This is a genomic window from Myxococcus llanfairpwllgwyngyllgogerychwyrndrobwllllantysiliogogogochensis (genome assembly GCF_006636215.1).
In the GTDB taxonomy this organism is placed as follows: domain Bacteria; phylum Myxococcota; class Myxococcia; order Myxococcales; family Myxococcaceae; genus Myxococcus; species Myxococcus llanfairpwllgwyngyllgogerychwyrndrobwllllantysiliogogogochensis.
In genome coordinates this window covers 1-26,422 of sequence record NZ_VIFM01000156.1, presented here as the reverse complement: position 1 = coordinate 26,422, position 26,422 = coordinate 1, and the positions used below count along the sequence as shown (strand labels likewise).

Here is a 26,422-nt window from a genome sequence, read left to right as displayed (position 1 = left end):
GGCCACGGGCGTGCTGGAGGGGACGGGGTGGGCGTTCCGCGTGGCGGTCCACGCGCCTCCCGAGGGAGTGCATGGGCTGGCGCTGGCGGGGGATGTGAACTGGCCGCTCACCGTGCGGACACGCAAGCCGGGGGACAAGGTCCGGATGAGCGCGGGACAACGCCGGCTTCAGGATGTGTTGGTGGATCTTCGAGTGCCCGCGGAGTCGAGAGATTCGCGGCCGGTGGTGCTGGACGCCTCGGGCACGGTGGTGTGGCTTCCGGGACTCTGGATGCCTCCGCCCGGCAGGGCGGATGTTTCCGGACACTACCTGTGGGCGACACCCCCGGGTCCGAGCATTCAGCGGACCCCTTCGTTATAGAGTGGAATGAGAGTTGTCGGGGGTTGGTCGCGGCCCCTAAATAGTTGAGGGCGTTTTGCTGTTGCTGATACGGTCCGACGACAGGGGAGCTCGCCTGGTGTCGGGCAAACGACTGAAAAGGCTGGGTTTCTCCCGGCGCGGCCCTCATCCCGCCGAGTACCGAAAGGGCAGCTGACACGTGCGTTCGACTTACAAGACCATCGGGCTCTGGGTCATCCTGATCGTCCTCTTCGTCGCCTTCTACAACTTCTTCTCCCAGGGCAACGACCAGGTCCAGGAGCCCTCCTTCACCCAGCTTCTGACGAAGGTGGAGGAGAAGAAGGTCAAGGAAGTGGCGGTCAAGGGCAACACCTACTCCGGCAAGTTCGTCGACACGAGCGAGAAGTTCCGCACGACGGGCCCCGCGCCGGACGCGGCCATGCTGAACCAGCTCCGCAACAACGGAGTGGACGTCAAGTATGAGCGGGAGGAGCAGAACAGCCTCTGGCTGACCATCCTTGGTCAGTGGATGCCTGTCGTCTTCCTGTTCCTCTTCTTCATCTTCTTCATGCGCCAGCTCCAGGGGGGCAGCGGCAAGGCGATGACCTTCGGGAAGTCGAAGGCCAAGCTCCTGAGCGAGAGCCACAACAAGGTCACCTTCGCGGATGTGGCCGGTGTGGACGAGTGCAAGGAAGAGCTGGAGGAGATCGTCGCCTTCCTGAAGGACCCCAAGAAGTTCACCAAGCTGGGCGGTCGCATCCCGAAGGGCGTGCTGATGATGGGCCCCCCGGGAACGGGCAAGACGCTGCTCGCGCGGGCCGTGGCCGGCGAGGCGGGCGTGCCGTTCTTCTCCATCTCCGGCTCGGACTTCGTGGAGATGTTCGTGGGCGTCGGCGCCAGCCGAGTCCGCGACTTGTTCGAGCAGGGCAAGAAGAACGCCCCTTGCATCATCTTCATCGACGAAATCGATGCCGTGGGTCGTCACCGTGGCGCCGGTCTGGGCGGTGGGCACGACGAGCGTGAGCAGACGCTCAACCAGCTCCTCGTGGAGATGGACGGCTTCGAGTCCAACGACGGCGTCATCCTGATTGCCGCGACGAACCGTCCGGACGTGTTGGATCCCGCGCTGCAGCGTCCGGGTCGCTTCGACCGCCGCATCGTGGTTCCGCGTCCCGACCTGAAGGGCCGCCTGGGCGTGCTGAAGGTGCACACCCGCCGCGTGCCGCTGGCTCCGGAAGTGGACCTGGAGGTCATCGCTCGCGGTACGCCGGGCATGACGGGCGCGGACCTGGAGAACCTGGTGAACGAGTCGGCGCTGATGGCCGCGCGGCAGAACAAGGAGCGCGTGGACCTGAGCGACTTCGAGGCCGCCAAGGACAAGGTCTTCATGGGCCCGGAGCGCCGGTCGATGATCATGACCGAGAAGGAGAAGAAGAACACCGCGGTGCATGAGGCGGGGCACGCGCTGCTCGCCAAGCTGCTGCCGGGGTGCGACCCGCTCCACAAGGTCACCATCATCCCGCGCGGTCAGGCCCTCGGCGTCACCTGGAGCCTTCCCACCGAGGACAAGGTCAACGGGTACAAGAAGCAGATGCTGGACCAGATCGCCATGGCCATGGGTGGCCGCATCGCCGAGGAACTGCTCTTCAACGAGATGAGCAGCGGCGCGGCGAACGACATCGAGCGGGCGACCGAGACGGCGCGCGCCATGGTGTGCCGCTGGGGCATGAGCGAGAAGCTGGGGCCCCTGGCGTTCGGCAAGAGCGACGGCGAGGTGTTCCTGGGCCGCGACTTCAACTCGTCCAAGGACTACTCCGAGGATACCGCGCGGGAGATCGACTCCGAGGTTCGCGCCATCGTGGTGGGCTGCTACGAGCGCGGCAAGGGCCTGCTGACGGCGAACCTGGACGCGCTCCACCGCGTCTCCGACGCCCTGGTGGAGTACGAGACGCTGGACGCCGAGGACGTGAACATCCTCCTGCAGGGTGGTCAGCTCACCCGTGAGCGCCCGCCCCCGCGCGTGAATGCGCCCCCGAAGGCGACGGAGAAGAAGGACAAGCGGAAGATCCTCGACGCCCTGGATGGGCTGCCGAAGATGGAGCCGAACAAGGCGTAGTTTCGCCGCTGTCCGAAGTGACGAAGGCCCTTCCCGCTGTCGGGGAGGGCCTTCTGCTTTGCGGGCCGCGCGCTCGGGTTTTCTTCCAGCGGCCAGGCGCGTGGCTCACGGGGTAGGGTGGCGCGGTGCCCTGGAGTCACTTCCCATGATTCGTGCCCGCCCCATCAGCGCCGACCGTCCAGAGGACCTGACGTTGGCCTTCCGGCGCATGGGCCTGCCCACGCCCGCGCGCGAGTACCTGCTGGAGAAGCTGCCGCACGCGCAGCTCCTGCTCACCGGCCTGACGAAGGACGTGGGCAGCTTCCTCCACTCGCTCCCCGAGCGGGCCCTCGTGCCTGGACGCGAGGAGCATCCTTCGTGGGTCTCCGGTGACGTGCGCTCACGCCCCGGCGTGGGGCTGCTGTCGGGCCGTCGCGAGCAGTTCGAGCGGCTCATGGCCCTGGCGCGCGGCGAGGGCGGCGTGCTCGAGGAGTTGGCGAGCGCGCTGGCGCGCGGCCTGGATGCTGGGAAGTCGCCCGGGTCGATGGTGCTGGGGGCGCGCACGTTCGAGTGGGGCTCGCGCACCTACGTCATGGGCGTGGTCAACGTGACGCCGGACAGCTTCTCGGATGGGGGCCGCTACCTGAGCGCGGAGGCGGCCATCGCGCATGGACTCGCCCTGGCGGAGGCGGGTGCGGACCTGCTGGACGTGGGCGGTGAGTCCACGCGCCCCGGCTCCCAGGCCGTCACCGCCGAGCAGGAGGTGGCCCGCGTGCTGCCGGTCATCGAGGGCCTTCGCGCTCGCACCTTCGTGCCCCTCTCGGTGGACACCACGAAGGCCGCGGTGGCGCGCGCGGCGCTGAAGGCAGGCGTGCATCTGGTCAACGACATCACCGGCTTTCGCTCGGACCCGGAGCTGGCCCGCGCCGTGGCCGAGTCCAACGCCGCCTGTTGCCTGATGCACATCCAGGGGACACCCGACACCATGCAGCAGGCTCCGCGCTACGAGGACCTGATGGACGAGGTGCTCGACTTCCTCGACAACTCGGTGCGGCTGGCGACCTCGGCGGGCGTCGCTCGCGAGCGCATCCTGCTGGACCCTGGCATTGGCTTCGGCAAGACGTTCGACCACAACCTCTACCTGCTGCGGCGTCTGGGGGAGCTGCGCGTGTCGGGCCTGCCCCTGCTGGTGGGCACCAGTCGCAAGGGCTTCCTGGGGGCGCTGACGGGCGGCAAGCCGGCGGGCGAGCGGCTCGCGGCGACACTGGGCTCCGTGGCGGCGATGGCAGTGTTGGGTGGCGCGGATGTCGTCCGCGTCCACGACGTGGCCGAGGCGCGTGATGCGCTCGTGGTCGCCGATGCCATCCGGTCCGCCCGTGATGGAGGCACCCTGCTCGGACGCTGAGCGTGCGTGGACGAGGGGCCACGCGGCGCGGCCCTCGTGGTGTGGGCCCCGCGGGTGGGTCCTGGTATCGTTTTCGCACCGTTGTTCAGGGGTGATAGAGCCTGCAAGGCCGGGCCGTTGCCAGGGAGGCGTTGGGGCCCTACCTTCGAGCCCCGGCGGTGGGCGGGGTATAAGCCCCGACGTCGAGCGACCGGCACAGGCCCGGCGTGGGAAAGGTGGAGCGGCACCATGGCGTACAGGATGAACATGCCTCCGAAGGAGGAGCGCACGACACAGAAGCTGTTCGGTACGGACGGGGTTCGCGGAAAGGCGAACGTCTACCCGATGACAGCGGAAGTGGCGATGCAGCTCGGGCGGGCACTCGCGTTCCTCATCCGCAACGGGCCGCACCGGCACCGCGTCATCGTGGGCAAGGACACGCGGTTGTCCGGTTACATGCTGGAGCAGGCGCTCGCCGCGGGCCTGACGTCCATGGGCGTCGACGTGGAGCTTGTCGGTCCGCTGCCGACGCCGGGCATCTCCAACCTCACCACGTCCATGCGCGCCGACGCCGGCGCCGTCATCTCCGCGTCCCACAATCCGTACGAGGACAACGGCATCAAGTTCTTCTGGCGCGACGGCTTCAAGCTGCCGGACGAGACGGAGGGCAAGATTGAAGAGCTGCTCTCCACGGGCGCCATCGACTCCATCCGCCCCACCGCGACGAAGATTGGCCGGGCGTTCCGCATGGAGGACGCGCGGGGCCGCTACATCGTGTTCCTCAAGGCGACCTTCCCCCGCGAGCTGACGCTGGAGGGGCTGACCATCGTCGTCGACTGCGCCAACGGCGCGGCCTACAAGACGGCGCCCGCGGTGCTGGAGGAGCTGGGCGCCAAGGTCATCACCCTGGGCGTGTCGCCGGACGGCAAGAACATCAACCACAAGTGTGGCGCGCTGTTCCCGGAGAACCTGGCGCGCTCGGTCATCAAGCACGGCGCCCACCTGGGCATCGCGCTGGACGGCGACGCAGACCGGCTCATCGTCGTGGATGAGAAGGGCAAGGTCGTGGATGGCGACGCCATCATGGCCATCTGCACCGGCGAGCTGATGGCTCGCAAGCAGCTCAAGAAGAAGGTCCTGGTCTCCACGGTGATGAGCAACATCGGCCTGGAGCGGGCGGTGGCGCGCTGGGGCGTGAAGGTGGCTCGCACGCGCGTGGGTGACCGCTACGTCGTCGAGGAGATGCGCCGCAACGGCTACAACCTGGGCGGCGAGCAGAGCGGCCACCTCATCTTCCTGGACCACACGACGACGGGTGACGGCACGCTGGCGGCGCTCCAACTCCTCGCGGTGATGTGCCGCGCGGGCAAGCCCCTGAGCGAGCTGGCCTCCATCTTCGAGCCGGTGCCGCAGACACTGGTCAATGTGGTGGTGAAGCAGAAGAAGGAGCTGGGCGAGATGCCGGAGGTGATGAAAATCATCAAGTCCGTGGAGCAGAAGCTCGGCAACTCCGGCCGCGTGCTCGTCCGCTTCTCCGGCACCGAGCCCAAGGTCCGGGTTCTCATCGAAGGCGAGGACGCCACGCGCAACGAGGCCTACGCGAAGGACATCGCCGAGGCCCTGTCCAAGGCGTGCAATCGCTAGTCGTCGTTCACGACGGTTGACTTCCGGACGCTGGCCGCGATTAGAGGGGCCAGCGCGTGCCGGGGCCCCCGACAATCCCGGGACCGCGCATCAAGCGAGGTGCGGTCGATGGGACAGCGACTGGGTGTCAACGTGGACCATGTGGCGACGCTGCGGCAGGCGCGGCGCACCACCTATCCGGACCCCGTGACGGCCGCGGCCATGGCGGAGCTGGCGGGCGCGCAGCAAATCACCATCCATCTGCGTGAGGACCGGCGCCACATCCAGGACCGCGACTTGCGCATCCTGCGTGAAACGACGCAGACCCTGCTGAACCTCGAGATGGCGGCCACCACGGAGATGGTGAAGATCGCCTACGAGCACAAGCCGGACGTGGTGACGCTGGTGCCGGAGCGCCGCGAGGAGCTGACGACGGAGGGCGGCCTGGAGGTCGCCGGTCAGCGCGAGCACGTCGCGAAGATCATCAAGAACCTCAAGGACGGCGAAATCACCGTCTCGCTGTTCATCGACCCGGACCTGGACCAGGTGCGCGCGTCGCACAAGGTGAACGCGGACCGCATCGAACTGCACACGGGGCGCTACTGCGAGGCGCGCAACGAGAAGGAGCGCGCGCGCGAGCTGGCGCGCATCGTCGATGCGGCCAAGGCGGGCACGAAGCTGGGGATGGGCGTGGCCGCGGGCCACGGGCTCAACTACGACAACGTGCAGCCCATCGCCCGCATCACCGAAATCGACGAGCTGAACATCGGCCATGCCATCGTCGCGCGCGCCGTGCTGGTGGGCTTCGACCGCGCGGTGCGGGAGATGCTCGACCTGATGCGCAACCCGGGATAGCGCGCCATGGGAATCCGGGGCCTGGGCCTGGACATCTGCTCCATCTCCCGCATCCAGCGCATCATGGACGGGCCTCGCGCGGAGCCGTTCCTGAACCGCGTCTACACCGAGGCGGAGCGCGCCCTGTGTGGCCAGCGCCATGACGCCGCCAGTGCCTATGCCGCGCGCTTCGCGGCGAAGGAGGCGCTGGTGAAGGCGCTGGGCGCGCCTCCGGGCATCCGCTGGAAGGACATGGAAGTGCGCCGCGACGGAGGGGCGCCGTATTTCGCCCTCTCCGGCGTGGCGCTCGAAGTGATGGAGGCGCGAAGGTTGGAGGCGTTCCTCGCGCTCACCCACGATGCCGACGTGGCCGCCGCCACGGTGGTCCTCCAGTCGAAAGGGGATTGAACCCATGTTGCGCGTCCTCACCGCCGCCCAGATGCGTCAGGCCGAAGAGGCCGCCGAGCAGCGCCACGGCATGCCCTCCGCGCTGCTGATGGAGAACGCGGGGCGGGGGCTCGCTGACGTGGCTCGCGAGCTGGCCGGGCCTGGTGGCCGCTTCGTGGTGGTGTGCGGGCCGGGCAACAACGGCGGGGATGGCCTGGTGGCGGCACGCTTCCTGATGGAAGGGGGCGCGAAGGTGTCGGTGTCGCTGGTGGGAGACCCGGCGAAGCTGACGCCCGAGGCTGAGCGCAACCTGGAGGCGCTGCGCGGCTTCGGCGGTGTGTCGCGCGCCCTGGAGTCGCTAGAGCCGCCGAGCGCGGGGGACGTGGTGGTGGACGCGCTCTTCGGAACGGGACTGAGTCGGGCACCCGCGGGGGCGTTCGCGGAGGCCATCTCCGCCATCCAGCGCTGGCGGCGCGCGGGTGCCAGGGTCGTCGCGGCGGATGTGCCGTCCGGCCTCCAGAGCGACACGGGCGAGTCCTTCTCTCCCTGCGTGGAGGCGGATGCCACGGTGGCCTTCGGATTTCTCAAGCCAGGGCAGGTGCTGGAGCCCGGCGCGACGCTGTGCGGACGCGTGCGGCGGGTGGACATCGGCATGGGCGGCGCGTCCGCTCGCGAGGTATCCGGCGCCGAGCTTTTCGTGGTCGAGGAGTCCGACGCGCGCGGCACCCTGCCGGTGCGCAAGGCGGACACGCACAAGGGCACGTACGGCCATGTCCTGGTCGTCGCGGGCAGTCGGGGCAAGACGGGCGCCGCGGCCCTGGTGTCGAAGGCGGCGCTGCGCAGCGGCGCGGGACTCGTCACCGTGGCCACGCGGAGCGATGCGCTGGAGGCCGTGCAGTCGCACTCGGCTGAAATCATGGGCATCCCGCTGGAGGCCGCGGGGCCTCTGGGCATGGGAGACCTGGACGCGCTGCTCGCCGCCGCCGAGGGGAAGGACGCGCTCGTGATGGGGCCCGGCATTCCACGCGGGCCTGGGACGGGCGCGCTGATTGGCGAGCTGCTGTCGCGCCTGGAGATTCCGGCGGTCCTGGATGCGGACGCCTTGAACGCCGTGGCGGATGACCTTTCCGTGTTGCGCCGCGCGAAGGGGCCCGTGGTCCTCACGCCGCATCCGGGGGAGATGGCCCGGCTGACAGGCAAATCGACCCGGGAGGTCCAGTCGCAGCGACTGGAGGTCGTGAGTCGACTCGCTTCGGGACTCGGCGTGACGGTGGTGCTCAAGGGTGACCGGACGTTGACGGCGCACTCGGATGGCCGCGTCTTCATCAACACCACGGGCAACCCGGGCATGGCCACGGGCGGCTCCGGTGACGTGCTGTCCGGTGTGTGTGGAGCCCTGCTGGCTCAGGCGATTGCTCTGCCCAACGCCATCTGGACGGCGGTGTACTCGCACGGACTGGCGGGAGACCTGGCCGCGGCTCGACGCGGACAGCTAGGCCTGGTGGCGGGGGACCTCATCGAGCAGGGCCTCTGCGAGCTGTGGGTGAGGTGGGGTCGATGAGTGACGGAGAGTTGGTGACGCGGACCCTGACGCTGGCTTCACCCGAGGAGACGCATCGGCTCGGCGTGCGGCTCGGCGGGCTCCTGGAGCCGGGCGACTTCGTGGGGCTGATTGGTGACCTGGGCGCGGGCAAGACGCACCTGGTGCGCGGAGTCGCCGAGGGTGCGCATGTGCCTCGCTCCGAGGTGGCCAGCCCCACGTTCGCGATTGTGTATCCGTACTCGGGAAGGATTCCGCTCTACCACGCGGACCTGTATCGCCTGACGGGCTACGACGACCTCTACGCCACGGGCTTCATGGACCTGGTCGGAGGGGAGGGCGCGGTGCTGGTGGAGTGGTTGGATCGCGTGCCGGAGGCGGCGCCCACCGAGCACCTGCGTGTCACCCTGGCCCACGCGGGCGGGGATGCGCGCTCCCTCAAGGCGGAGGCCTTCGGTGTCCGGTCGGTGGCGCTGCTGACGGCGTGGTTGCCCTGAGCCCGCGTCGGGCAACGCATCGACTTCAGGCCCACGAGGGCCTCATGTTGGAGGAGCGAGAGCATGGCGCGGAGCTACTCGGCGATACGTGAACTCAATCGCGGCCGGGCCATCGCGCCCGGAGACCGGGTGCGAGTGTGGGACGTGCCCGAGGAGTGCTGGTTCTACGACAGCGAGAACCGGCTCCAGGTGTGGACTCGGGAGACCCTGCTCGAGTTCAACGCGATGCCCGCGCCATCCGTCGCGCGCCAGCGGCACTTCCTCGTGTCGCGGCTAGAGGGCCTCTTCGTGGAGGTCGCGCTCTACGAGGACGGAGCTATCTGTACGCGAGGAATGCTGGGCGGACGCGTGACTCAGTCGCGGGTGCGCTTGTCCGACGTCGACGCCCTGGTGCTCCACTACGGACGTCTCGGCTTCCACTCCGGCCTGGGATGGAACGTGTCCTCCAACAGGCTGGTGCGGCGCGAGCTGCGCGTCACGCAGTCGGGCCTGCTTCGCTCCGAGACGGTGAGCGTCGACGGGGCGGTGCTCCACACGGTCTCCGTGCGCGTCGCGGGGCTGGAGAAGACCTCTCAAGAGGAGCGCACTCCGTTCGCGACGCGCGAAGAGGCGCTCATCGCGGCGGAGCAGCGGCTCTTCAACCTGGAGCAGGAGGGCCTGTCCGCCTTCACGTGCTCGACGCCCCCCGCGCGGGAAGAGAACCCCGCGCCCCCGTCTCAGTCGCCGTGGGTGGAGTTGTCGTCCGTGGCCCGGCCCACGACGGCGCACGAGGCCGTGGACGCCGCGGTGGCCCTCCTCACCGAACTGCACCACAAGCTGCCGGTGGGCCACTTTGTCGTCGAACTCATCGACCCAACCCAGGACCGGGCTCGGCTCGAGCGCATGGGGTACGGCAGCGAGTTCTTCCGCTCCATGCACGAGAAGCGCTTCGGGCGATGGACGAAGCCCGAGGCCGTCGAAGCAGCGGGTTCCTCCTTCGACTACTTCATGCGCCGCTACGGCACCGCGACATGGGTGGCGATGGCACCGAGCAACGTGACGACGCACCTGAGCGGCAACGTCAGCGGTGGTGGGTCGTGCGTGCTCGAAATCAACGCCCACGAGTACAACGTGAAGGAACTGGCGGAGAACCTGGACGAGCCGGTGCCAGGCCTCGCGCAGGCCCTCGTCTTCCACGGGGGCTGGCACGACGGCGCGAGCTTCCTCTTCGACCGGCGCTCCCAGACAACCGAAGGCGAGTACGGCATCCACCGCTTCAACGAGAACGAGCCCGAACTGCCCGAGGAGCCCACGGCGCCCGAGCAGATCCAGCCCTTCGGCTTCTGGCTGTTCGAGCGCGTCGTGGCCATCCGCGAGAAGCTGGTGCCCGCGCTGCGCGAGCTTCAGCCTTCCGTGGTGCCCTGACGTTCAGGCCGCGTGGCGCGTGGGGCCCGGCGTGGGAGGCTGAAAATCCCCCGCCAACTCCGGCACGCTCCAGCGATGGAAGACGAGGCCGGCGTCCACGCCGATGACGTCCTCCTCGCCCACGGGCGTCCAGTACGGCCCGCCGCACAGTGACTCGCTGGAGACGATGAGCTGCTCCAGCCGTGTGCCCACCTCGGGCAGGGCGCCCGTGGTGCAGCGAGCCCCACCGGTGGACACGAAGAGCGTCCGGTTGCGCCGCGAAGCCACCATCACCTCGCCGTCGGTGACGAGGAAGTTCATCGCCGAGCGCGGCTGCACCTGCGGCTCGTCGGTGATGGCGGACACCAGGCTCATCGTCTCCGCGAGCGCTCGGGCGACGCCCTCCACGGGGACCGGATGGGCGATGGGATGCCGGGCGGCCAGCCGGGTCAGGAAGACGTAGAAGCAGCGCTCGCTGTCCGTGGTGCCCTGGATGCCCGCGCGCAGCGTGGGACAGATGAGGGCTTCGATATCGGCGCTGTGCTTCGCGAACTCCCGCACCGTGCCGTTGTGGACGAAGGTCCACCGGCCATGCTGGAAGGGGTGGGAGTTGCGCAGCTCCACCGCGCCCACCGACGCGAGCCGGATGTGTGCCACCACCGTGTGTGAGGACACACGGCTGCTCACCCGCTCGAAGTCAGGGTCACTGTGCGCGGGCCCCACACCGTGGGCCACCAGCGGTAGCGCCTCCGCACCGTACGCGGCGATTCCCCACCCATCCTTGTGCTCGCGCGACTGGATGAGCAGCGAGTTCTTCTCCGTCACCAACGAAGGGTGGACGGCGGAAGGCACTGAAGAACGAAATCCAAAAAGTCGGCACATGGCTGCAGTTGGTACTTATAACGGCCGGCCCCGACGGGAAGCTCTCTTGCCCTCCCGTGCGACGCACGTGTCACCAGACGACGTCGCTTCACCCGCAGGAATTCAGCTCCTGCCTCACCACGACGCGCCCGGCCTTCACGACCGTTCGCGCGTGCCCTACGCCTAAATGGTAGGGCAGATGGCGGAAAGACGCACAACTGAACAGCACCAGGTCGCCTGCATCACCCACGGCCAGCCGACCATGTCGTTGCAGTCCCAATGAGAGCGCCGCGCCGCGTGTGGCGGCCCAGTAGGCCTCCGCCGCGCTCAGCCCGTTCTCCAGGCACGCCAGTCCCAGCGCCAAGGCCGTGTTTTCACTCATGGCCGAGCCCGGATTCACGTTGGTGCCCAAAGCGATGTTGAGGCCCGCGTCGCGGAGTCGGCGTCCGGGCGCGTAGGGGCGCATGCGCAGGAAGAGGGTGGAGGTGGGCACGAGCACGGCGGTGACGTTGGCGTCGGCGAGGGCGCGCATGCCGGCGTCGGTGACCTGCTCCAGGTGGTCGGCGGTGGCGGCGCCCAGCTCCGCGGCGAGCTCGGAGGCGCCTCGGGCGGTGAGCTGGTCGGCGTGAAGGCGCGGCACGAGTCCCAGCGCGCGGCCGGTGGTGAGGATGCGACGGGCCTCGTCCACGGTGAAGGCGCTGTCCTCGACGAAGACGTCGCAGAAGCGCGCCAGGCCCTCTCGGGCGACGGCCGGAAGAATCTCCTCGATGCAGAGGCGGACGTAGTCCTCGCGGCGCTCGCGGTATTCCTGGGGGATGGCGTGCGCGCACAGCAGCGTGGGCACCAGTTCCACGGGCGTCAGCGCGCCGAGCCTGCGCACCGCGCGCAGCATCTTCAGCTCGTTCTCCAAGTCGAGCCCGTAGCCGCTCTTCACCTCGGCCACCGTCACGCCCTGCTCCAGGAGTCGCTGGACGCGGGGCAGGGCCAGGCGCACCAGCTCGTCCTCGCTGGCGGCGCGTGTGGCGCGCACGGTGCTCACGATGCCGCCGCCGGCCTTGGCGATTTCCAGGTACGTGGCGCCCTGGTTGCGCAGGTCGAACTCGGCGGAGCGCTCTCCGGCGAAGACGAGGTGTGTGTGCGGGTCCACGAAGCCGGGGCCCACGAAGCCTCCCTCGGCATCCAGCACCACCGTGCTCGAGCTCACGGCCCCCGAGGGCAGCTCCGACTCCGCGCCCACGAAGGCGATGCGGCCTTCGCGCACGCCCACGCAGGCGCCGGGCTTCGGCGTGAGCGCTGTCTCCGCGCGCTCGCGGTGCGTGCCTTCCAGGGTGAGGACCTCGGACGTGTTGCGGACCAGCAGCTCCAGCGCATCCATTGCGTCAACGACCTCCGCGTACGCCCACGATGGGGACGTTCCAGCTCGCGCTGTTGCCAACCTTCGCCCGGCCGAAACCGCCGGACAGCTCCAGCGTGTCCAACCACCTCCACGTGAAGCGGGCGGCGACCACTCCGCCGTAATACAAGGAGCCCTGGCTCGTGCCATGCGAAGCGAGCGTGTGCACCGCGACGAAGGGCACCAATCCCACGGACACGCCCGGCTCCGGCGAGAAGCTGAAGGCACACGTCGCCTCCGCGCCGGCCATGCTGCCCGGCCCGCCCTTGCTGGAGGTGATGCCGAAGTCGGACGCCCCTCGCAGCGCGAACGAGGGCGCCACGCCTAGCTGCTCCGAGCCGAGGTAATACGACGCGCCCGCGTAGACGCCGTAGCCCGGCACGGGCAGGGGCAGGAACATCTCGCCCTGGATGCCGGTGTGCAGGTGCAGCCGCTCCGTGAGCGGCCACGTCATCGCGGCGTCGAACGCGAGTCCCCACTGCTGCGTGGAGAAGCTCGCGTCGTCTCCCCGGAAGCGCTCGTCGACGCTGACGACCCCTTGCGTGCCGGCGATGGGCGCGCTGAGGCGGGGGCCGCTGCGGATGCCTGCCTGGAGGATGCGCTGCTCCGCGGCCCCCGGACCCAGGCGCATGACCATGGGTCCGACGGCCGTCGGGGCACACCCCGCGAGCACACCGAGAGCAAGGGCCAGGGGAAGGACGACTCTCGGGCGCGCGGGGTGGGGCATGGCGACTCCGGAGGCTACACGGTGATGCCCGGAATCTTCACGCCGCGCTCCTTGGCCACCTCGATGGCCTCCGGGTAGCCGGCGTCCGCGTGGCGCAGCACGCCCATGCCGGGGTCGCTGGTGAGCACGCGCTCGATGCGGCGCGCGGCCTCCGCCGTCCCGTCCGCGACGATGACCTGTCCGGCGTGCATCGAGTACCCCATGCCCACGCCGCCGCCATGGTGGAAGGACACCCACGACGCGCCGTTCACCGCGTTCACCAGCGCGTTGAGGATGGGCCAGTCCGCCACCGCGTCCGTGCCGTCCTTCATCGCCTCCGTCTCGCGATTGGGCGACGCCACCGAGCCGCAGTCCAGATGGTCTCTCCCGATGACGATGGGCCCCTTCACCTCGCCCTTGCGCACCAGCTCGTTGAATGCGAGGCCCGCCTTCGCGCGCTCTCCGTAGCCCAGCCAGCAGATGCGCGCCGGCAGGCCCTGGAACGCCACGCGCTCTTCCGCCATGGTCAGCCAGCGCTGGAGCGACGCCTTCTGCGGGAACAGCTCGCGCACCGCGCGGTCCGTGCGGCGGATGTCCTCCGGGTCTCCGGACAGGGCCACCCAGCGGAACGGGCCCATGCCCTCGCAGAACAGCGGGCGGATGTACGCGGGCACGAAGCCGGGGAACTCGAAGGCGTTCTCCATGCCGCCCAGCTGCGCCTGTCCGCGCAGGTTGTTGCCGTAGTCGAACACGTGGCTGCCAGCGCGCTGGAAGTCGTTCATCGCCTCCACGTGCTGAATCATCGACTCGCGCGCGCGGCGCACGTAGCCCTCGGGGTCCCGGGTGCGCAGCTCGGCGGCGGCCTCCAGGGACAGGTCCGTGGGGATGTAGCCGTGGAGCGGGTCGTGCGCGCTCGTCTGGTCCGTGACGAGGTCCGGCTTGATGCCCCGGCGGTACAGCTCGCGGAACACCGAGGCCGCGTTGCCGATGATGCCGATGGAGCGGCCCACGCGCTTCTGCTGCGCGTCCTTCGCGAGGGCCAGCGCCTCGTCGATGTCCCTGGCCACCACGTCCAGGTAGCGCGTCTCCACGCGACGCTGGGCGCGCCACGGGTCGATCTCCACGCCGAGGAACACGGCGTTGTTCATGGTGGCGGCCAGCGGCTGCGCGCCGCCCATGCCTCCCAGTCCGCCGGAGAGGATGAGGCGGCCGGCCAGGTCCTCGGTGCCGTAGTGGAAGCGGCCCGCTGCGGCGAACGTCTCGTAGGTGCCCTGGAGGATTCCCTGGGTGCCGATGTAGATCCACGAGCCGGCCGTCATCTGGCCGTACATCATCAGGCCCTTCTTCTCCAGCTCGTGGAAGTGCTCCCAGTTGGCCCAGCGGCCCACGAGGTTGGAGTTGGCGATGAGCACGCGCGGCGCATCCGGGTGCGTGCGGAAGATGCCCACGGGCTTGCCGGACTGGACGAGCAGCGTCTCCTCATCGGAGAGGCTCTGCAGGCTGGAGACGATGCGGTCGAAGGACGGCCAGTCGCGGGCGGCCTTGCCGGTGCCGCCGTAGACGACGAGGTCCTCGGGGCGCTCGGCGACATCCGGGTCGAGGTTGTTCATCAACATCCGGAGCGCGGCCTCCTGGACCCAACCCTTGCACGAGAGGGTGGAACCACGGGGGGCGCGGATGACGCGGGACATGAACAGGCTCCTGAGGTGTGGCTGGCGGAAAGGCCCGGCACACTAGCCGAACCCGCGCGGCGCGGGGACAGCACCGTGAGGCCCGACGCCACAGTGTCCGATGGAGGCCCGGAAAATCCCGTCCCCAGGTGGGACGGGGCCAGATTCATGACGCGCGGGGCCGAGACTCGTCTCAGGAGTGCAACGAACCGTCCTCGTCCGGGTCCTGCGCTGGTGCGTCGAGCGGCGCCCGTGACGCGGGTGGGTGCGATGCCCCCTCGCTTCGGTGGAGGCGCAGGTGGTTGAGGACCTCCTTCACGCCGAGTACCGCTTCGGCGACGTCCTCGATGGCGCGTTTCTCGTCGCGACCTCGCACGCGGCCAAGCAGGGTCACCACGCCGGCTTCCACCTGGACGTCCACGTCGGCGGAGTCCATCCATGCGCGCATCAGGTGGTCGCAGATGTCCGCGCGGATGCGGTCGTCGCCGCGTTGGTAGCCGCGCGGGCCGCGCCCCGTGGGGCGTGACGGGGCACGAGGTCGGTAGCCACCGCCGAGGAAGCCGCCGTGGCCCATGTCGTGGTCGTCTCCGCGCGACATGCTGGTGGAGAAGCCCTGCTGGGGCGGGGCCATGTTCTCGATGCCCGGCCCATGGCCCGAAGGCTGGGTGCCGCCCTGTCGCACGTCCGCTTCCGCCGGCCTGTCGCGAGGCCCCAGCTCACGCAGCTCATCCATCCAGGCCTCGGGCTCGTCCCATGAATCGGAGCCGCGCAGGCCATGGCGCGAGTGTCCGTGCCCCACGGCGCCCTGGCGATGTGCTCCAGCGGATGCGCCGCGCGGATCCTGTCGGCCCCCTTCCTCGGAGGGGCCCCTTCGTCGGAGGCGCTCGTCGCCCCGCCCGATGCGAGGGTCACCTTCACCAAGGTCGCGGAAGACGCCGCTGGGGCTGTACCCCGGTCGCCGGGCGATCCGCTCCGGGTCGAGAAGTCGGGCACGACGGTCCAGCTCGCGCTCGCGGTCATAATCCCGGCCGTACTCCCGGGCCTTGTCCAGCTCCCGCGCGGCGTCACCGAAGTCCCGGTCGATTTCGTAGTCGAGCGTGTCGCGGTCGCCCCGCATCGTGCGGTAGCTGCTGTCGCGAGCGAAGTCCCTCGACGGGTGCTCGTAGTCTCGGCGCGCATCCCAGTCCGAGCGGTGGGAGTCCCGGCCGGCCCTTGGGTGGTGCTCGTGGTGTTCGTGGCGGGGTGGGCCTCGTGGGTCGGCTCCTTCCGCGTGCCTTGTCCCGTGCTCGTCCGGCCCCCTGCCCGAATGGCGCCTCCCCTCAAGGTCCTCGTGGGAGGCCCCCCGACCGTGTCGCTCTCCGCCTCGCCTGCCGGAGTCCTCATGGCGCCTGCTCATGTCGTGCGTCTCCTTGCGTATCGGCTCGCCCGTGGGCCCTGTCTCCAGAGGGTTTTGACCGTGTGCATCGCTGGCAACGCAGCCTCGCCCTGTCGGCCGTCCAGGCACGGGCCGGGCGGGAATGAGGACAACGAGAGGGGTCGCTTCGAGCAGACATACCCGCGAGGCCCGGGAGGGGTAGACTCGCGCGCGCCACGGTCGGGCAATCGTCCGCATGGCACCTGGAGGGCGGGGCATGGCCGAAGCACAGCGGGACGACGAGGAGACGCAGGGCGCACCCGCCTCGGCGCTGACGCCGCTGCTTCCTCCCGTTCAGCCGCCCGAGGAGCCGCGGGCTCCCCTGGTGGGCCCCTTGTCCGGGGTCGCGGGCGGTATTCCCGCCGTCATCTCCACGATGAAGCATGCGTGGGGCGAGATGGGGGTCGTGCGTGGCACGCGCCTGCTGCTCAAGGTCAATCAGAAGGACGGCTTCGACTGTCCGGGATGCGCGTGGCCGGACCCGGGACATCGCTCCGTGGCGGAGTTCTGTGAGAACGGCGCCAAGGCGGTGGCGGAAGAGGGCACGACGGAGCGCGTGACGCCCGACTTCTTCCGGCAGTGGAGCGTGGCGGAGCTGTGTGCCCAATCCGATTTCTGGCTGGGCAAGCAGGGACGACTCACGCACCCGATGGTGCTGCGCGAGGGCGCCACGCACTACACGCCCATCTCGTGGGAGGACGCCTTCGCGCTCGTCGCCGAGGAACTCCAAGCGCTGGAGACGCCGGACGCCGCGTGTTTCTACACGTCGGGGCGCACCAGCAACGAGGCCGCGTTCCTGTACCAGTTGTTCGTGAGGCAGTTCGGCACGAACAACCTGCCGGACTGCTCGAACATGTGTCACGAGTCCAGTGGCACGGCGCTCAGCGAGACGCTCGGCATTGGCAAGGGCACCGTCACGCTGGAGGACTTCGACCAGGCGCAGGCCATCTTCGTCATCGGGCAGAACCCGGGCACCAACCACCCGCGCATGCTCACCACGCTCCAGGCCGCCGCGCGCCGGGGCTGTGAAATCGTCAGCATCAACCCGCTGCCGGAGACGGGGCTCAATCGCTTCAAGCACCCGCAGGAGGTGTTCCAGCTCCTCGGTCCGGGTACGGCGCTCAACACCCAGTTCCTCCAGGTCCGCATCAACGGGGATGTGGCGCTGCTTCAGGGACTGGGCAAGGCGCTGTTGGATTTGGAGGCGCTGAAGCCCGGCACCGTGGTGGCGCGCTCGTTCATCGAGGACAAGACGCTCGGGTTCGAGGCGTACGCGGCCCACCTCGCTGAAGTGAGCTGGGACGACGTGGTGGAGCGCAGCGGTGTGCCGCGCGCGCGGATTCTCGACGCGGCGGAGCTGCTCGCCCGTTCCGAGCGCATCATCTTCTGCTGGGCCATGGGGCTCACCCAGCACCGCAACGCGGTCGCCAACATCCAGGAGATCGTCAACCTCACGTTGTTGCGGGGCAGCATCGGCAAGCCTGGCGCGGGTGTCTGCCCGGTGCGCGGCCACAGCAACGTGCAGGGGGACCGCACCATGGGCATCTGGGAGCGGCCGAAGGCCGAGTTCCTGGACGCGCTGGCCCGGGAACTCGACTTCGAGCCTCCGCGCCACCATGGCCTGGACGTGGTGGACACCATCCACGGCATGCACGAGGGCCGGGTCCGGGTGTTCTTCGCGATGGGCGGCAACTTCCTGTCGGCCACGCCGGACACGGAACTCACGGCGCGGGCCTTGCGGCGCACCCGGCTCACCGTGCATGTCTCCACCAAGCTCAACCGTGCGCATCTGGTGCATGGGCGCAGGGCGCTCATCCTCCCGTGCCTCGGACGTACCGAGCGGGACGTGCAGGCGGGTGGGGCGCAGTTCGTCACGGTGGAGAACTCGATGGGCGTGGTGCATGCCACGCGCGGCGCGGTGGCTCCGGCGTCAGAGCACCTGCTCAGTGAGCCGGACATCGTCGCGCGGATGGCCGAGGCGGTGCTGGGCTCGCGCTCGAAGGTGCAGTGGCGGTCGATGGTGGAGGACTACGACCGTGTCCGGGACATGATCGCGCGAGTCATCCCGGGCTTCGGTGATTTCAATCGTCGCGTGCGCGAGCCCGGAGGGTTCTTCCTGCCGAATGGGCCTCGCGAGGGACGCTTCACCACCGCGAGCGGCAAGGCGCACTTCACGGTGCACGCCATGCCTCGCGAGGAGCTGGAGCCCGGGCAGTTGTTGATGATGACGCTGCGGACGCATGACCAGTTCAACACCACAGTGTATGGATTGGATGACCGGTACCGTGGCATTCGGGGAGGTCGGCGCGTGGTGCTGATGAACCCGAAGGATATCCAGGAGCGAAGCCTCTCCGAGGGCCAGGTGGTGGACTTGACGAGCCACTTCCAGGGAGAGACTCGCGTGGCCCGGAGGTTCGTGGTGGTGCCGTACAACATCCCGCGTCGGTGCGCGGCGACGTACTTCCCCGAGACGAACGTGCTGGTGCCGGTGGACAGCTTCGCTGAGAAGAGTCGCACGCCTGCTTCGAAGTCCGTGGTCATCACCGTGGCGCCGTCCGTGGACGCGCCGGCCCTGGTCGAGGATTCGACTTCATGAGGTCCGTGAGCGCGCATGCAGCCGTCCGGTGAGGCCGCGTGGCCGGAGTCGCTCCGGCCGCTTTATGAGGGAGTCTCGCGCACGTCCGATGCCGAGGCGGTGTCGGCGTCCGCGCAATGGACGGAGTCCTTCGCGCAGTGGGTGCGTGGAGCCTCGCTGGAGGAGCGCAACCAGGCGCAGCTCGCCGCGTGGGAGCGCATGGCCTCGGGCGCGCGGGGGCTCGCGGAGTTGTTGTTCCTGGTGGGCTCGTGCAGCGAACTGCTGTGGCCGTATGCGGCGCCGCCACCGGGATTGCTGGAGCGCCTGCTGTCGCGACAGGCCCAGATGCTGGACGTGCTTGGAGCGGCGGGAGACGCGGAAATCACGGGGCGGGTGCGACGGGAGACCGAAGCCTCCGTGTCGACGGTGCTGACGCGCTACCTCAAGCGGCACCCGGACTCGCTGGCGACCCTGGTGGGAGACGTCTCGTGCTCGTTCGATGGGCGGGCGTTGCGGTTCCAGGACAGCGTGGAGGTGGACCTCAAGCGGGTGATGGCCACGGGAGCGAAGGCCATCGGGATGTTGGAGCAGCTTCGCGCGCTCCTGCCGGCGACCGCCGAGGCGGGACGGGACAGGCTCGCGGACTTCATCCGGACTCGGGCCTCGCGCATTCCCTGGCAGGAGGCGTCGGAGGTCCTGGCGGAGCGGCTGTTCGCCCTGGCGACTTCGCCTGACGGCCGCGGTGCGATGCGCGGCTTCCTGGCGTGTTATCCGAATGGCCGCAAGGAGCCGGAGTGGTGTGCTCGCGCGGGCTTGTTGCTGGCGCGGACGTTGGAAGTCGGCGGGCCGACGTCCGTGGTGGAGAACCTGTGCGAGCTGCTCGCGCGCTTCGATGCGCCGCCGGTGGATGGGCTGCGCGGGGCGATGGGCGCGCTGGTGGGGAGCGACTTCGAGGTGGCCGCGAGCCTGGATCCCGTGCGGTTTGTGCTGGACCACTGTCAGGCCACGCTGCGCAAGGGTGAGCCCGGGCTCGTGCTGGCCCTGGTGTGGTTGGAGGAACGGCTGTTCCGTGCGTCGGTACGCAAGGGCCTGACGGATGCGTTCGAGCGGCGCAAGCGGACGCGGGCGAAGCTGGAACCGCTGGCGCCCGGCTTCGTGCAGCTGTGTTGGTTGGCGGAGGAGTGCGCGGACCTGTGGCCTCGCCTGGTGGCGGTGGATGCGCGTCCGGGGATGGATGAGCTGGCGGCGTGGCGCGAGGACGTGGCGGAGCGGGTGGGGCGCAAGCCCATGCTGCGCAAGGCGGCCATCGAGTTCTTCCTGTGGTGCGCGCCGGATGCGGCGTCGTCCGAGGCGGAGCTGACGGTGTTGTCGCTCCTGCGCACGGAGACGGACCGACGGCAGGTGCGAAAGCTGAAGGACCACCCGTCGTCGCGAGTGCGGTTGCGGGTGCGCACGTTGCAGCGGTGGCTTCAGGGCACGGGCAAGGAAGGGCCCGGCGTGAAGCCCACGGGCGCGGTCGCTCCGGCTTCGCTGACGGAGGCACTGCGGCACCTGCATGTGACTCGCGCGGTGCCGCTGGCTGGGCGGACGTGGCTGAGAGATCGCGACCTGGAGGAACTGCTGCTGGGCGCGGTGACTCGGGTGGAGACGGACTTCGCCACGCGTTACCCGGAGCGGTTTCGTGAGGACACGGAGGAACTGGTTGCCTCGCTGCTGGATGGCCTGAGTGGGGAGATGGGTCGCGTGAAGGCGGACCTGTTGACCTTGCTGGCGCAAGGCCAGCCGCCGCCGCTGGACTTCGAGCTGACGGTTCGCCGTGTGGCGGACATCGTGCCCGAGGAACTGCTTCCTCCGACGGAGGGACAGGTTGGCGGCGAGGCCAGCGCGTTGGCGAGCGCGGACGCGCAGGCCCCCACTGCCGAGGTTGAGGGAACCGTCACAGAGGTGGCGGTCGATGTCGCGAGCGACGAGGACGCTCATCGCGGGGACCTGGCAAGGACGGAGACCGTGCGACCGTTCGCGGATGGCGCTCTCGCCGGCGAAGGGCCGGAGGATTCGAGCGCGCTAGATGCGCCTCCGGATGTTGTTGTTCCCGACGAGGAGACGCTGGGCGCGAGCCCGGAGAGCAATGACCGCGCCGAACTTCTGACCGATGCGCCCGCGGATGTTTCTGGGGCTGATGGCAAACCGGGTGATGTGAGCGCCTTGGTTCTCCAGGCCGAAGTACCGCTGTCAGAGACGCTGGCTGACGTTGGTGGTTCTGACGAAGCCGGGCCAATCGAGCTCACGCCGACGGCTGAGGTCGAATCTCCTTTGGCGGACACGCAGGGCGACGGGGTTGCTTCCGACGAAGCCACTTCAGCTGGGCGTGCGTTGAGTGTCTTGGCTGAAGCGCCTTCGGCGGATACGCGTGACGATGTGGCTGCTTCGGACGAAGGGGCTCTGGGGGCTCGTTCTGTCGCAGGCCAGGACGCAGCGCTCGTGTCCGACGAGAGGCCGCACGGTGAGCACGAAGTCGATGGAATGGACGCAGCGCAGTGGGGAGAACAGCCCGCCGAGGCCACTGCTTCCGAGGCGGTGACTCCTGGCGAGCACTCCGGCGAACTTACGGAGGTCTCAGGAGCCGACGATGCTCAGGTATTCGTCTCGCCCGGACACGACGTTCCTCTAGATTCGGCGACACCCGCCGAGAATCCACCCGACGGCACGGAACCACTGCCCCCGTTGCTCGCTCCGGGGACGACCTCCGCCGCCGAATCACGGTGGGTCGAGGAGGCAACGCCGACGGAGGCTCCCTCTCGTCCACGAGCGCCGAAGAGGAAGCGAGCCGCGAAGGGCGCCGCCTCTCGGCCCACCTCCGGACCCGAGGTCGCCTTCGTCCTCGATGCGGACGTCGACGGCTTCGTGCGCACCGAACGCGCGGTGCTCGTGCAGGTGGTGAAGCTGGAGCAACGTGGTGAAGGGCAGTGGCTGCCTCACTTCAAGCTCGGACGTGAGCAACTCGATGGAATGCTCTCGCGGACCGACGCCGCCTTCTGTCTCTTCCTCGTTCCGCCCATCCCTCGCGCCGAGTGCTGGCTGCTGCCCGCTCGTCTCGTGCGCGAGCTGATGGAAGACCAGCGCTCGCTGTCCGAAGTGTCACGGGAGACGGTGGCCCGCGCCGCGCGCTCCCTGGCCCACTGGTGGATGGGCGACTTCGTGAGCCTCTGGACCGGTGACGCTCGGCCCGCTTTGCTGGCGCACGTATCCGGTCACGCCAAGGACGGACCGGCCTTCATCGTCCGCTGGTCGGTGCGGACAGGCGCCCGCACCGAGAAGTCCTAGCCGACGGCTCAGACCGACAGATCCAGCTCCACCTTCTCCATGTAGCCGGGCACGTAGGCGTTCCAGCTCCTGGCCTGCACACGCCGCCGGAGCGCCTCCAGGGCCTCCGGCTCACCGTGGACCAGCAGCGTCTGGCGCGGCGGAGAATCGAAGCCCTCCATCCAGCGCATCGTCTCCGTCCAGTCGGCATGTGCCGAGAAGCCGCTGACCGTGTGAATCTCCGCGGCCACCGGCACACGCTGCCCGTGGATGAGGGTCTCCTTCTCGCCATCGAGCAGCCGCCGACCTCGCGAACCCACGGACTGATAGCCCACGAAGAGCACCGTGTTGCGCGGGTCCGGCAGCCGGTGCTTCAGGTGGTGCAGCACCCGTCCACCCGTGGCCATGCCGGACGCGGAGATGATGACCGCGGGCCCCTGGTGCTGGTTCAGTTGCTTGCTCTCCTTCGCGGACGTGACGAACCGAGTCCTCCGAGTCGCCAGCGGAGACGCCCCGCGCTCCACTATCGACTTCATCACCAGGTCATGTTCCTCGGGATGCATCAGGTACAGCGGCGTCGCGTCACACGCCATGGGCGAGTCGACGAACACATCCACTTCTGGAATGCGCTTCGCCTCTTCCAGATTGCGCAGGTGGAAGAGTATCTCCTGCGTGCGTCCCACCGCGAACGCGGGAATCACCACCACTCCACCCCGCTCAAAGGCGCCCGTCACCGCTTCGCACAGCGCATCCACGGGCTTCGTGTCGCGGTGTTGCCTGTCTCCATAGGTGCTCTCGACCACCAGCGTCGTGGCCGAGTCCACGCTCTGCGGGTCTCTGAGAATGGGCGCGTTGTAGCGCCCCAGGTCCCCACTGAAGACCACGCGCTGACGCGTGCTCTTCAAATCGAACACGCACACCGCCGAGCCCAGGATGTGGCCCGCCCGGTAGAAGGTGAGGGTGATACCGGGGAGGATTTCCTTCGGCCGCTCGTAGCCGAAGGTCTCCATCATCTCCACCGCGCGCTCGGCGTCGGGCACCGTGTAGAGGGGCAGGGCGGGGCGGTGCTTGGAGTAGCCCTCCTTGTTCGCATAGCGGGCCTCCTCCTCGTGCAGGTGCGCGGAGTCCGGCAGCAAGAGGGCCGTCAAATCCCGCGTGCCCGGCGTGGTGTAGATGGGGCCGTCGTAGCCCTCTCGAACCACCCGGGGGAGCCCACCGGTGTGGTCGATGTGGGCATGCGTGAGGACGATGGCGTCGATCTCCCGCGCGGGCAGGGGCAGTGGCTCCCAGTTGCGTTGACGCAGTTCCTTCTGGCCTTGGAAGAGCCCGCAGTCGACGAGGACCTGCTTGCCATCATGCTCGAGGAGGAACTTCGAGCCCGTCACGGTTCCGGCGGCGCCGAGAAAATGGAGGGAGGCCATGGGCGCATCCTACCGTGCTAGCGTGGGGCGCCCATGAGCATCTCCGAGCGGCCCCCCGGGGCGGACCGCACCCCCTCGAAGGGCGAGGACGCCCAGCAGACTCGGCCCACCGGCTCCGGTCGCCCTGGTTTCACCGGTGCCGTCCGTCGCTTCCGCTTCACCGTCCTGGAGGGCCCGCAGCCCGGGCAGTCCAAGGACTCCAACGCCGACACCTTCTCCATCGGCTCGCACGCCCTCAATGACTTCGTCATCGAGGAGCCCACCGTCTCGCGCTTCCACTGCGAGGTGCGGGTCGACCGCGATGGCGCGCGCGTGAGGGACCTGGACAGTCTCAACGGCACGGTGCTCGACGGCGTCCACGTGCGCGAGGCGTACCTGCGCGGTGGCAGCGTACTTCGCCTGGGCCGCGTCAGCGTGCGCTTCGACTTCAGCCCGGAGAGCAATCGCCTCCAGATTTCCGAGCGCAGCTTCTTCGGCGAACTGGTGGGCACCTCCGTCGTCTCCCGCGCGAGCTTCGCGCTCATGGAGCGCGCGTCCGCCAGTGACGCGACGGTGCTGCTCGAAGGAGAGACAGGGACGGGGAAGAGCCGCGCGGCCCTGGCCATCCATCGCGCGGGAGCCCGTGCGTCCGGCCCGTTCCTCACCGTCGACTGCGGCGCCATCCCCGGCAACCTGCTGGAGAGCGAGCTGTTTGGCCACGAGAAGGGCTCCTTCACGGGCGCGCTCCAGCGGCGCATCGGCGCCTTCGAGGAGGCCGATGGCGGCACCATCTTCCTCGACGAAGTGGGCGAGCTGCCGTCCGAGCTTCAGCCGAAGCTGCTGCGCGTGCTGGAGCAGCGCGAGATTCGTCGGCTGGGCTCGAACACGTATCAGCCCGTCAACGTGCGGGTCATCGCGGCGACCCATCGAGACTTGCGCGCGGAGGTGAACGCGGGTCGCTTCCGTCCGGACCTGTTCTTCCGGCTCGCGGTGGTGCGCATCCTCATCCCTTCGTTGCGGGAGCGTCCCGAGGACATCCCCCTCATCGCCGAGCGCATCCTGGCCGCGTTCGGCGCGGAGCCCGAGCATGTCGCGGCCCTGAGCACGCCCGAATTCATCGACCAGCTCCAGCACGCCGCATGGCCCGGCAACGTGCGCGAGCTGCGAAACCACCTGGAGCGCTGCCTCGTGTTCCAGGACGCCATGCCTCCGACGACGGAGCAGATTGGTGCGCAGGGTGTCCTCGGGAGCATGGTGGACCCCAAGCAGCCCTATGCGGAGGCCCGTCGCCGGGCGCTCGAAATCTTCGAGCGTGAGTACCTGGATGCGCTGATGCAGCTCCACGGCGGCAAGGTGTCGCAGGCCGCCACCGCCGCGGACATGGACCGCGTGTACCTGTACCGCCTGCTTCGTCGACGCGGCCTGCGGACCTGAGCCAAATCAGTCGGCGTCTCGCTCCGTCACCGCGCCGGGTGCGCCCCCGGTGGCCCACCCCTCCAATCGGGACAGGGGGCCGCTCACGAGTCGCCCGCCCTGCGAGTTCGTTGAAAGCTCGCCGGGCGCGGCATGGAGATAGAGCCGTGTCTCGAGCGCGTCGCCAGCGAGGGCCATCGCTCGCGTGAGGACCTGCTGTGCCAGCCTCCGACACGCGGTGCGCTCGGCGGTCCGCGCCGATGCCTCCGAGGGAAGCTCGCGCCAGGCGAGGAGGGCATTGCCGCCTTCCACGGCCAGCGTCCAACCCGCGGACTCCAGCAGCTCGCGGCTCGACTCCAAGGCCGTGTCCCTCGCGTCCAGCGCATCGTCCGTGGGGTCTTCGTGTGACGCCGGGAAACGAAGGTCCAGGTAGAGCCCGGCGGCCCAGGTCGCTTCGTCCATGGGGGCGAGCGCCGCGCGCAGCGCCGAGAGGAACGTCGTGACATCCGGCCAACGCTCGTCGGGGCGCTTCGCGAGACAGCGTCGGACCAGGGCCTCCAGGGCGGGAGGAACCCGCACGCTCTCACTCAGCCGAGGTGGAGGCGCGTGCAGGTGCTGCTCCTCGATTTCGACCGCGCTCTCTCCGGTGAAGGGGAGCTTCCCCGTGAGCAGTTGATAGAGCAGCACACCGAGCGCATACAGGTCCGCGCGCACGTCCACGGGCTGGCCGAGGATCTGCTCCGGAGCCATGGCCACCGGGGTTCCCAGCACCGCGCCCGCGCTCGTCAGGCCCGCGCTGCCTTCGGCGGGTGCCACCTTGGCGATGCCGAAGTCGACGAGCTTCACGGTGAAGCCCTCCGCGCGCGGCAGGAGCATGACGTTCTGGGCCTTCAGGTCGCGGTGCAGCACGTCCTGCCCGTGGGCATGTGCCAGCGCGCTCCCCAGTTCCTCCATCACCGTGTGGGCTTCCGCGAGCGAGAAGGGTCCACGGCGCGCGAGCCATCGGTCCAGGCTCTCGCCTTCCAGCCACTCCATGGCGAGCCAGGGGCGTCCGTCGCGCAGTTCCCCGTATTCGAGCACGCGCACGATGTGTGGATGCTGAAGTGTCTGGAGCGTGTCGGCTTCTTGCTTGAAGCGCTTGAGGACTTCGCTCACGTGGTTGAAATGGGCCCGCACGACCTTCACGGCGGCGGGAGCACGAGTGTCCACATGGGTGGCGCGATAGAGCGACGCGGTGACACCCGAGTGGGCCCGGGACTCCACCACCCACGGACCGACGAGGGCTCCCGGCTCCAACTCGTCACCATACAGGGAGACCTGCGCGTGGCTCCCCGCGCCGTCTCGCTCGTTCATCTCGGCCATCCACGCTCCCCGATTCCTGCTAGTACCTCGGCACAGAGGTTTTGAAGGGTTCAGGCCGCAGCGGCCACTGCTGCTTGGGCCTGGGGGTATGCTCGCCCGAGCTTGGTGCGGGCGCTGTCTATAGTGAAGCGCCAGCGGACGCGGGCGCCCTCCTTGTTGCGCATCCTCTCCCATCGGGCCACCTCCCGTTTCAAGGTGAGCTTGTTGCCAATTCGCCTGTCCAGGCATTGGCGGGTGAGCAC

19 protein-coding genes and 1 pseudogene are annotated in these 26,422 nt (G+C 69.1%); 12 read left to right on the top strand and 8 right to left on the bottom strand.

Features of this window, described 5'->3' with window-relative positions:
* From tilS to FJV41_RS30975, 9 genes are all read left to right on the top strand, one after another.
* Positions 1-361 (top strand): tRNA lysidine(34) synthetase TilS (gene tilS, locus FJV41_RS31015; protein ID WP_141646200.1); only part of this gene is annotated, 361 nt, incomplete at its 5' end.
* Between the two features lie 178 nt (positions 362-539).
* Positions 540-2,456: an ATP-dependent zinc metalloprotease FtsH gene (gene ftsH / locus FJV41_RS31010; protein ID WP_141646199.1), complete on the top strand. Its 1,917-nt coding sequence runs from the start codon at positions 540-542 to the stop codon at positions 2,454-2,456.
* Between the two features lie 145 nt (positions 2,457-2,601).
* Positions 2,602-3,840: a dihydropteroate synthase gene (gene folP, locus FJV41_RS31005; protein WP_141646198.1), complete on the top strand. Its 1,239-nt coding sequence runs from the start codon at positions 2,602-2,604 to the stop codon at positions 3,838-3,840.
* A 228-nt stretch (positions 3,841-4,068) separates the two neighbouring features.
* Positions 4,069-5,463 carry a phosphoglucosamine mutase gene (glmM, locus tag FJV41_RS31000; protein WP_141646197.1) on the top strand — a complete coding sequence of 465 codons (1,395 nt, stop codon included), beginning with the start codon at positions 4,069-4,071 and terminating at the stop codon, positions 5,461-5,463.
* A gap of 108 nt (positions 5,464-5,571) precedes the next feature.
* Positions 5,572-6,297 (top strand): pyridoxine 5'-phosphate synthase, encoded by a 726-nt coding sequence (locus FJV41_RS30995; protein ID WP_141646196.1) that lies wholly within the window; start codon positions 5,572-5,574, stop codon positions 6,295-6,297.
* 6 nt (positions 6,298-6,303) lie between these two features.
* On the top strand, positions 6,304-6,684 hold the full coding sequence (gene acpS / locus FJV41_RS30990; protein WP_141646195.1) for a holo-ACP synthase: 381 nt from the start codon (positions 6,304-6,306) through the stop codon (positions 6,682-6,684).
* 4 nt (positions 6,685-6,688) lie between these two features.
* A complete protein-coding gene (locus tag FJV41_RS30985) occupies positions 6,689-8,224 on the top strand; it encodes an NAD(P)H-hydrate dehydratase (RefSeq protein ID WP_141646194.1) in 1,536 nt (511 codons plus the stop codon).
* Positions 8,221-8,700 (top strand): tRNA (adenosine(37)-N6)-threonylcarbamoyltransferase complex ATPase subunit type 1 TsaE, encoded by a 480-nt coding sequence (gene tsaE, locus FJV41_RS30980; RefSeq protein ID WP_141646193.1) that lies wholly within the window; start codon positions 8,221-8,223, stop codon positions 8,698-8,700. Before FJV41_RS30985 ends, tsaE begins: the two co-directional genes overlap by 4 nt.
* Positions 8,701-8,763: 63 nt before the next feature.
* Positions 8,764-10,104 carry a hypothetical protein gene (locus FJV41_RS30975; protein ID WP_141646192.1) on the top strand — a complete coding sequence of 447 codons (1,341 nt, stop codon included), beginning with the start codon at positions 8,764-8,766 and terminating at the stop codon, positions 10,102-10,104.
* Positions 10,105-10,107: 3 nt separating this feature from the next.
* Here the strand turns inward: FJV41_RS30975 and FJV41_RS30970 are convergent, their stop codons facing one another.
* The 5 genes from FJV41_RS30970 to FJV41_RS52550 form a co-directional block, all read right to left on the bottom strand.
* Positions 10,108-10,965, bottom strand: a complete 858-nt coding sequence (locus FJV41_RS30970) for a class II glutamine amidotransferase (protein ID WP_141646191.1) — start codon at positions 10,963-10,965, stop codon at positions 10,108-10,110.
* An 88-nt stretch (positions 10,966-11,053) separates the two neighbouring features.
* A complete protein-coding gene (gene hutI, locus FJV41_RS30965; protein WP_141646190.1) occupies positions 11,054-12,319 on the bottom strand; it encodes an imidazolonepropionase in 1,266 nt (421 codons plus the stop codon).
* A 4-nt stretch (positions 12,320-12,323) separates the two neighbouring features.
* Positions 12,324-12,968 (bottom strand): hypothetical protein, encoded by a 645-nt coding sequence (locus FJV41_RS30960; RefSeq protein WP_246137545.1) that lies wholly within the window; start codon positions 12,966-12,968, stop codon positions 12,324-12,326.
* A 110-nt stretch (positions 12,969-13,078) separates the two neighbouring features.
* A complete protein-coding gene (gene hutU, locus FJV41_RS30955) occupies positions 13,079-14,734 on the bottom strand; it encodes a urocanate hydratase (RefSeq protein WP_141646188.1) in 1,656 nt (551 codons plus the stop codon).
* Positions 14,735-14,906: 172 nt separating this feature from the next.
* The gene (locus tag FJV41_RS52550; RefSeq protein WP_174486202.1) at positions 14,907-15,830 is read right to left on the bottom strand and encodes a BON domain-containing protein; all 924 of its coding nucleotides are present in this window, start codon (positions 15,828-15,830) and stop codon (positions 14,907-14,909) included.
* Positions 15,831-16,344: 514 nt separating this feature from the next.
* Here FJV41_RS52550 and FJV41_RS30945 point away from each other — a divergent pair.
* Positions 16,345-18,723, top strand: a complete 2,379-nt coding sequence (locus FJV41_RS30945; RefSeq protein WP_181791040.1) for an FdhF/YdeP family oxidoreductase — start codon at positions 16,345-16,347, stop codon at positions 18,721-18,723.
* 15 nt (positions 18,724-18,738) lie between these two features.
* On the top strand, positions 18,739-22,026 hold the full coding sequence (locus FJV41_RS53985; protein ID WP_246137544.1) for a hypothetical protein: 3,288 nt from the start codon (positions 18,739-18,741) through the stop codon (positions 22,024-22,026).
* A gap of 8 nt (positions 22,027-22,034) precedes the next feature.
* On the opposite strand, the gene FJV41_RS30935 is transcribed toward FJV41_RS53985, so the two are convergent.
* Entirely contained in the window at positions 22,035-23,426 is a 1,392-nt protein-coding gene (locus FJV41_RS30935; RefSeq protein ID WP_141646186.1) for an MBL fold metallo-hydrolase RNA specificity domain-containing protein, read from the bottom strand.
* Positions 23,427-23,459: 33 nt separating this feature from the next.
* On the opposite strand from FJV41_RS30935, the gene FJV41_RS30930 reads away from it, so the two are divergent.
* Positions 23,460-24,839: a sigma 54-interacting transcriptional regulator gene (locus tag FJV41_RS30930; RefSeq protein WP_141646185.1), complete on the top strand. Its 1,380-nt coding sequence runs from the start codon at positions 23,460-23,462 to the stop codon at positions 24,837-24,839.
* A gap of 6 nt (positions 24,840-24,845) precedes the next feature.
* Here the strand turns inward: FJV41_RS30930 and FJV41_RS30925 are convergent, their stop codons facing one another.
* Both FJV41_RS30925 and FJV41_RS53195 read right to left on the bottom strand, forming a co-directional pair.
* Positions 24,846-26,180 (bottom strand): serine/threonine-protein kinase, encoded by a 1,335-nt coding sequence (locus FJV41_RS30925; protein WP_246137543.1) that lies wholly within the window; start codon positions 26,178-26,180, stop codon positions 24,846-24,848.
* 50 nt (positions 26,181-26,230) lie between these two features.
* Positions 26,231-26,422, bottom strand: a pseudogene (locus FJV41_RS53195) (IS630 family transposase); the annotation flags it as partial.

Coding starts and splice junctions, on each gene's coding strand:
- folP (WP_141646198.1), top strand. CDS start 2,602: ATGATTCGTGCCCGCCCCATCAGCGCCGACCGTCCAGAGGACCTGACG.
- glmM (WP_141646197.1), top strand. CDS start 4,069: ATGGCGTACAGGATGAACATGCCTCCGAAGGAGGAGCGCACGACACAG.
- FJV41_RS30995 (WP_141646196.1), top strand. CDS start 5,572: ATGGGACAGCGACTGGGTGTCAACGTGGACCATGTGGCGACGCTGCGG.
- acpS (WP_141646195.1), top strand. CDS start 6,304: ATGGGAATCCGGGGCCTGGGCCTGGACATCTGCTCCATCTCCCGCATC.
- FJV41_RS30985 (WP_141646194.1), top strand. CDS start 6,689: ATGTTGCGCGTCCTCACCGCCGCCCAGATGCGTCAGGCCGAAGAGGCC.
- tsaE (WP_141646193.1), top strand. CDS start 8,221: ATGAGTGACGGAGAGTTGGTGACGCGGACCCTGACGCTGGCTTCACCC.
- FJV41_RS30975 (WP_141646192.1), top strand. CDS start 8,764: ATGGCGCGGAGCTACTCGGCGATACGTGAACTCAATCGCGGCCGGGCC.
- FJV41_RS30970 (WP_141646191.1), bottom strand. CDS start 10,965: ATGTGCCGACTTTTTGGATTTCGTTCTTCAGTGCCTTCCGCCGTCCAC.
- hutI (WP_141646190.1), bottom strand. CDS start 12,319: ATGGATGCGCTGGAGCTGCTGGTCCGCAACACGTCCGAGGTCCTCACC.
- FJV41_RS30960 (WP_246137545.1), bottom strand. CDS start 12,968: ATGCGCCTGGGTCCGGGGGCCGCGGAGCAGCGCATCCTCCAGGCAGGC.
- hutU (WP_141646188.1), bottom strand. CDS start 14,734: ATGTCCCGCGTCATCCGCGCCCCCCGTGGTTCCACCCTCTCGTGCAAG.
- FJV41_RS52550 (WP_174486202.1), bottom strand. CDS start 15,830: ATGCGGGGCGACCGCGACACGCTCGACTACGAAATCGACCGGGACTTC.
- FJV41_RS30945 (WP_181791040.1), top strand. CDS start 16,345: ATGGCCGAAGCACAGCGGGACGACGAGGAGACGCAGGGCGCACCCGCC.
- FJV41_RS53985 (WP_246137544.1), top strand. CDS start 18,739: ATGCAGCCGTCCGGTGAGGCCGCGTGGCCGGAGTCGCTCCGGCCGCTT.
- FJV41_RS30935 (WP_141646186.1), bottom strand. CDS start 23,426: ATGGCCTCCCTCCATTTTCTCGGCGCCGCCGGAACCGTGACGGGCTCG.
- FJV41_RS30930 (WP_141646185.1), top strand. CDS start 23,460: ATGAGCATCTCCGAGCGGCCCCCCGGGGCGGACCGCACCCCCTCGAAG.
- FJV41_RS30925 (WP_246137543.1), bottom strand. CDS start 26,180: ATGGCCGAGATGAACGAGCGAGACGGCGCGGGGAGCCACGCGCAGGTC.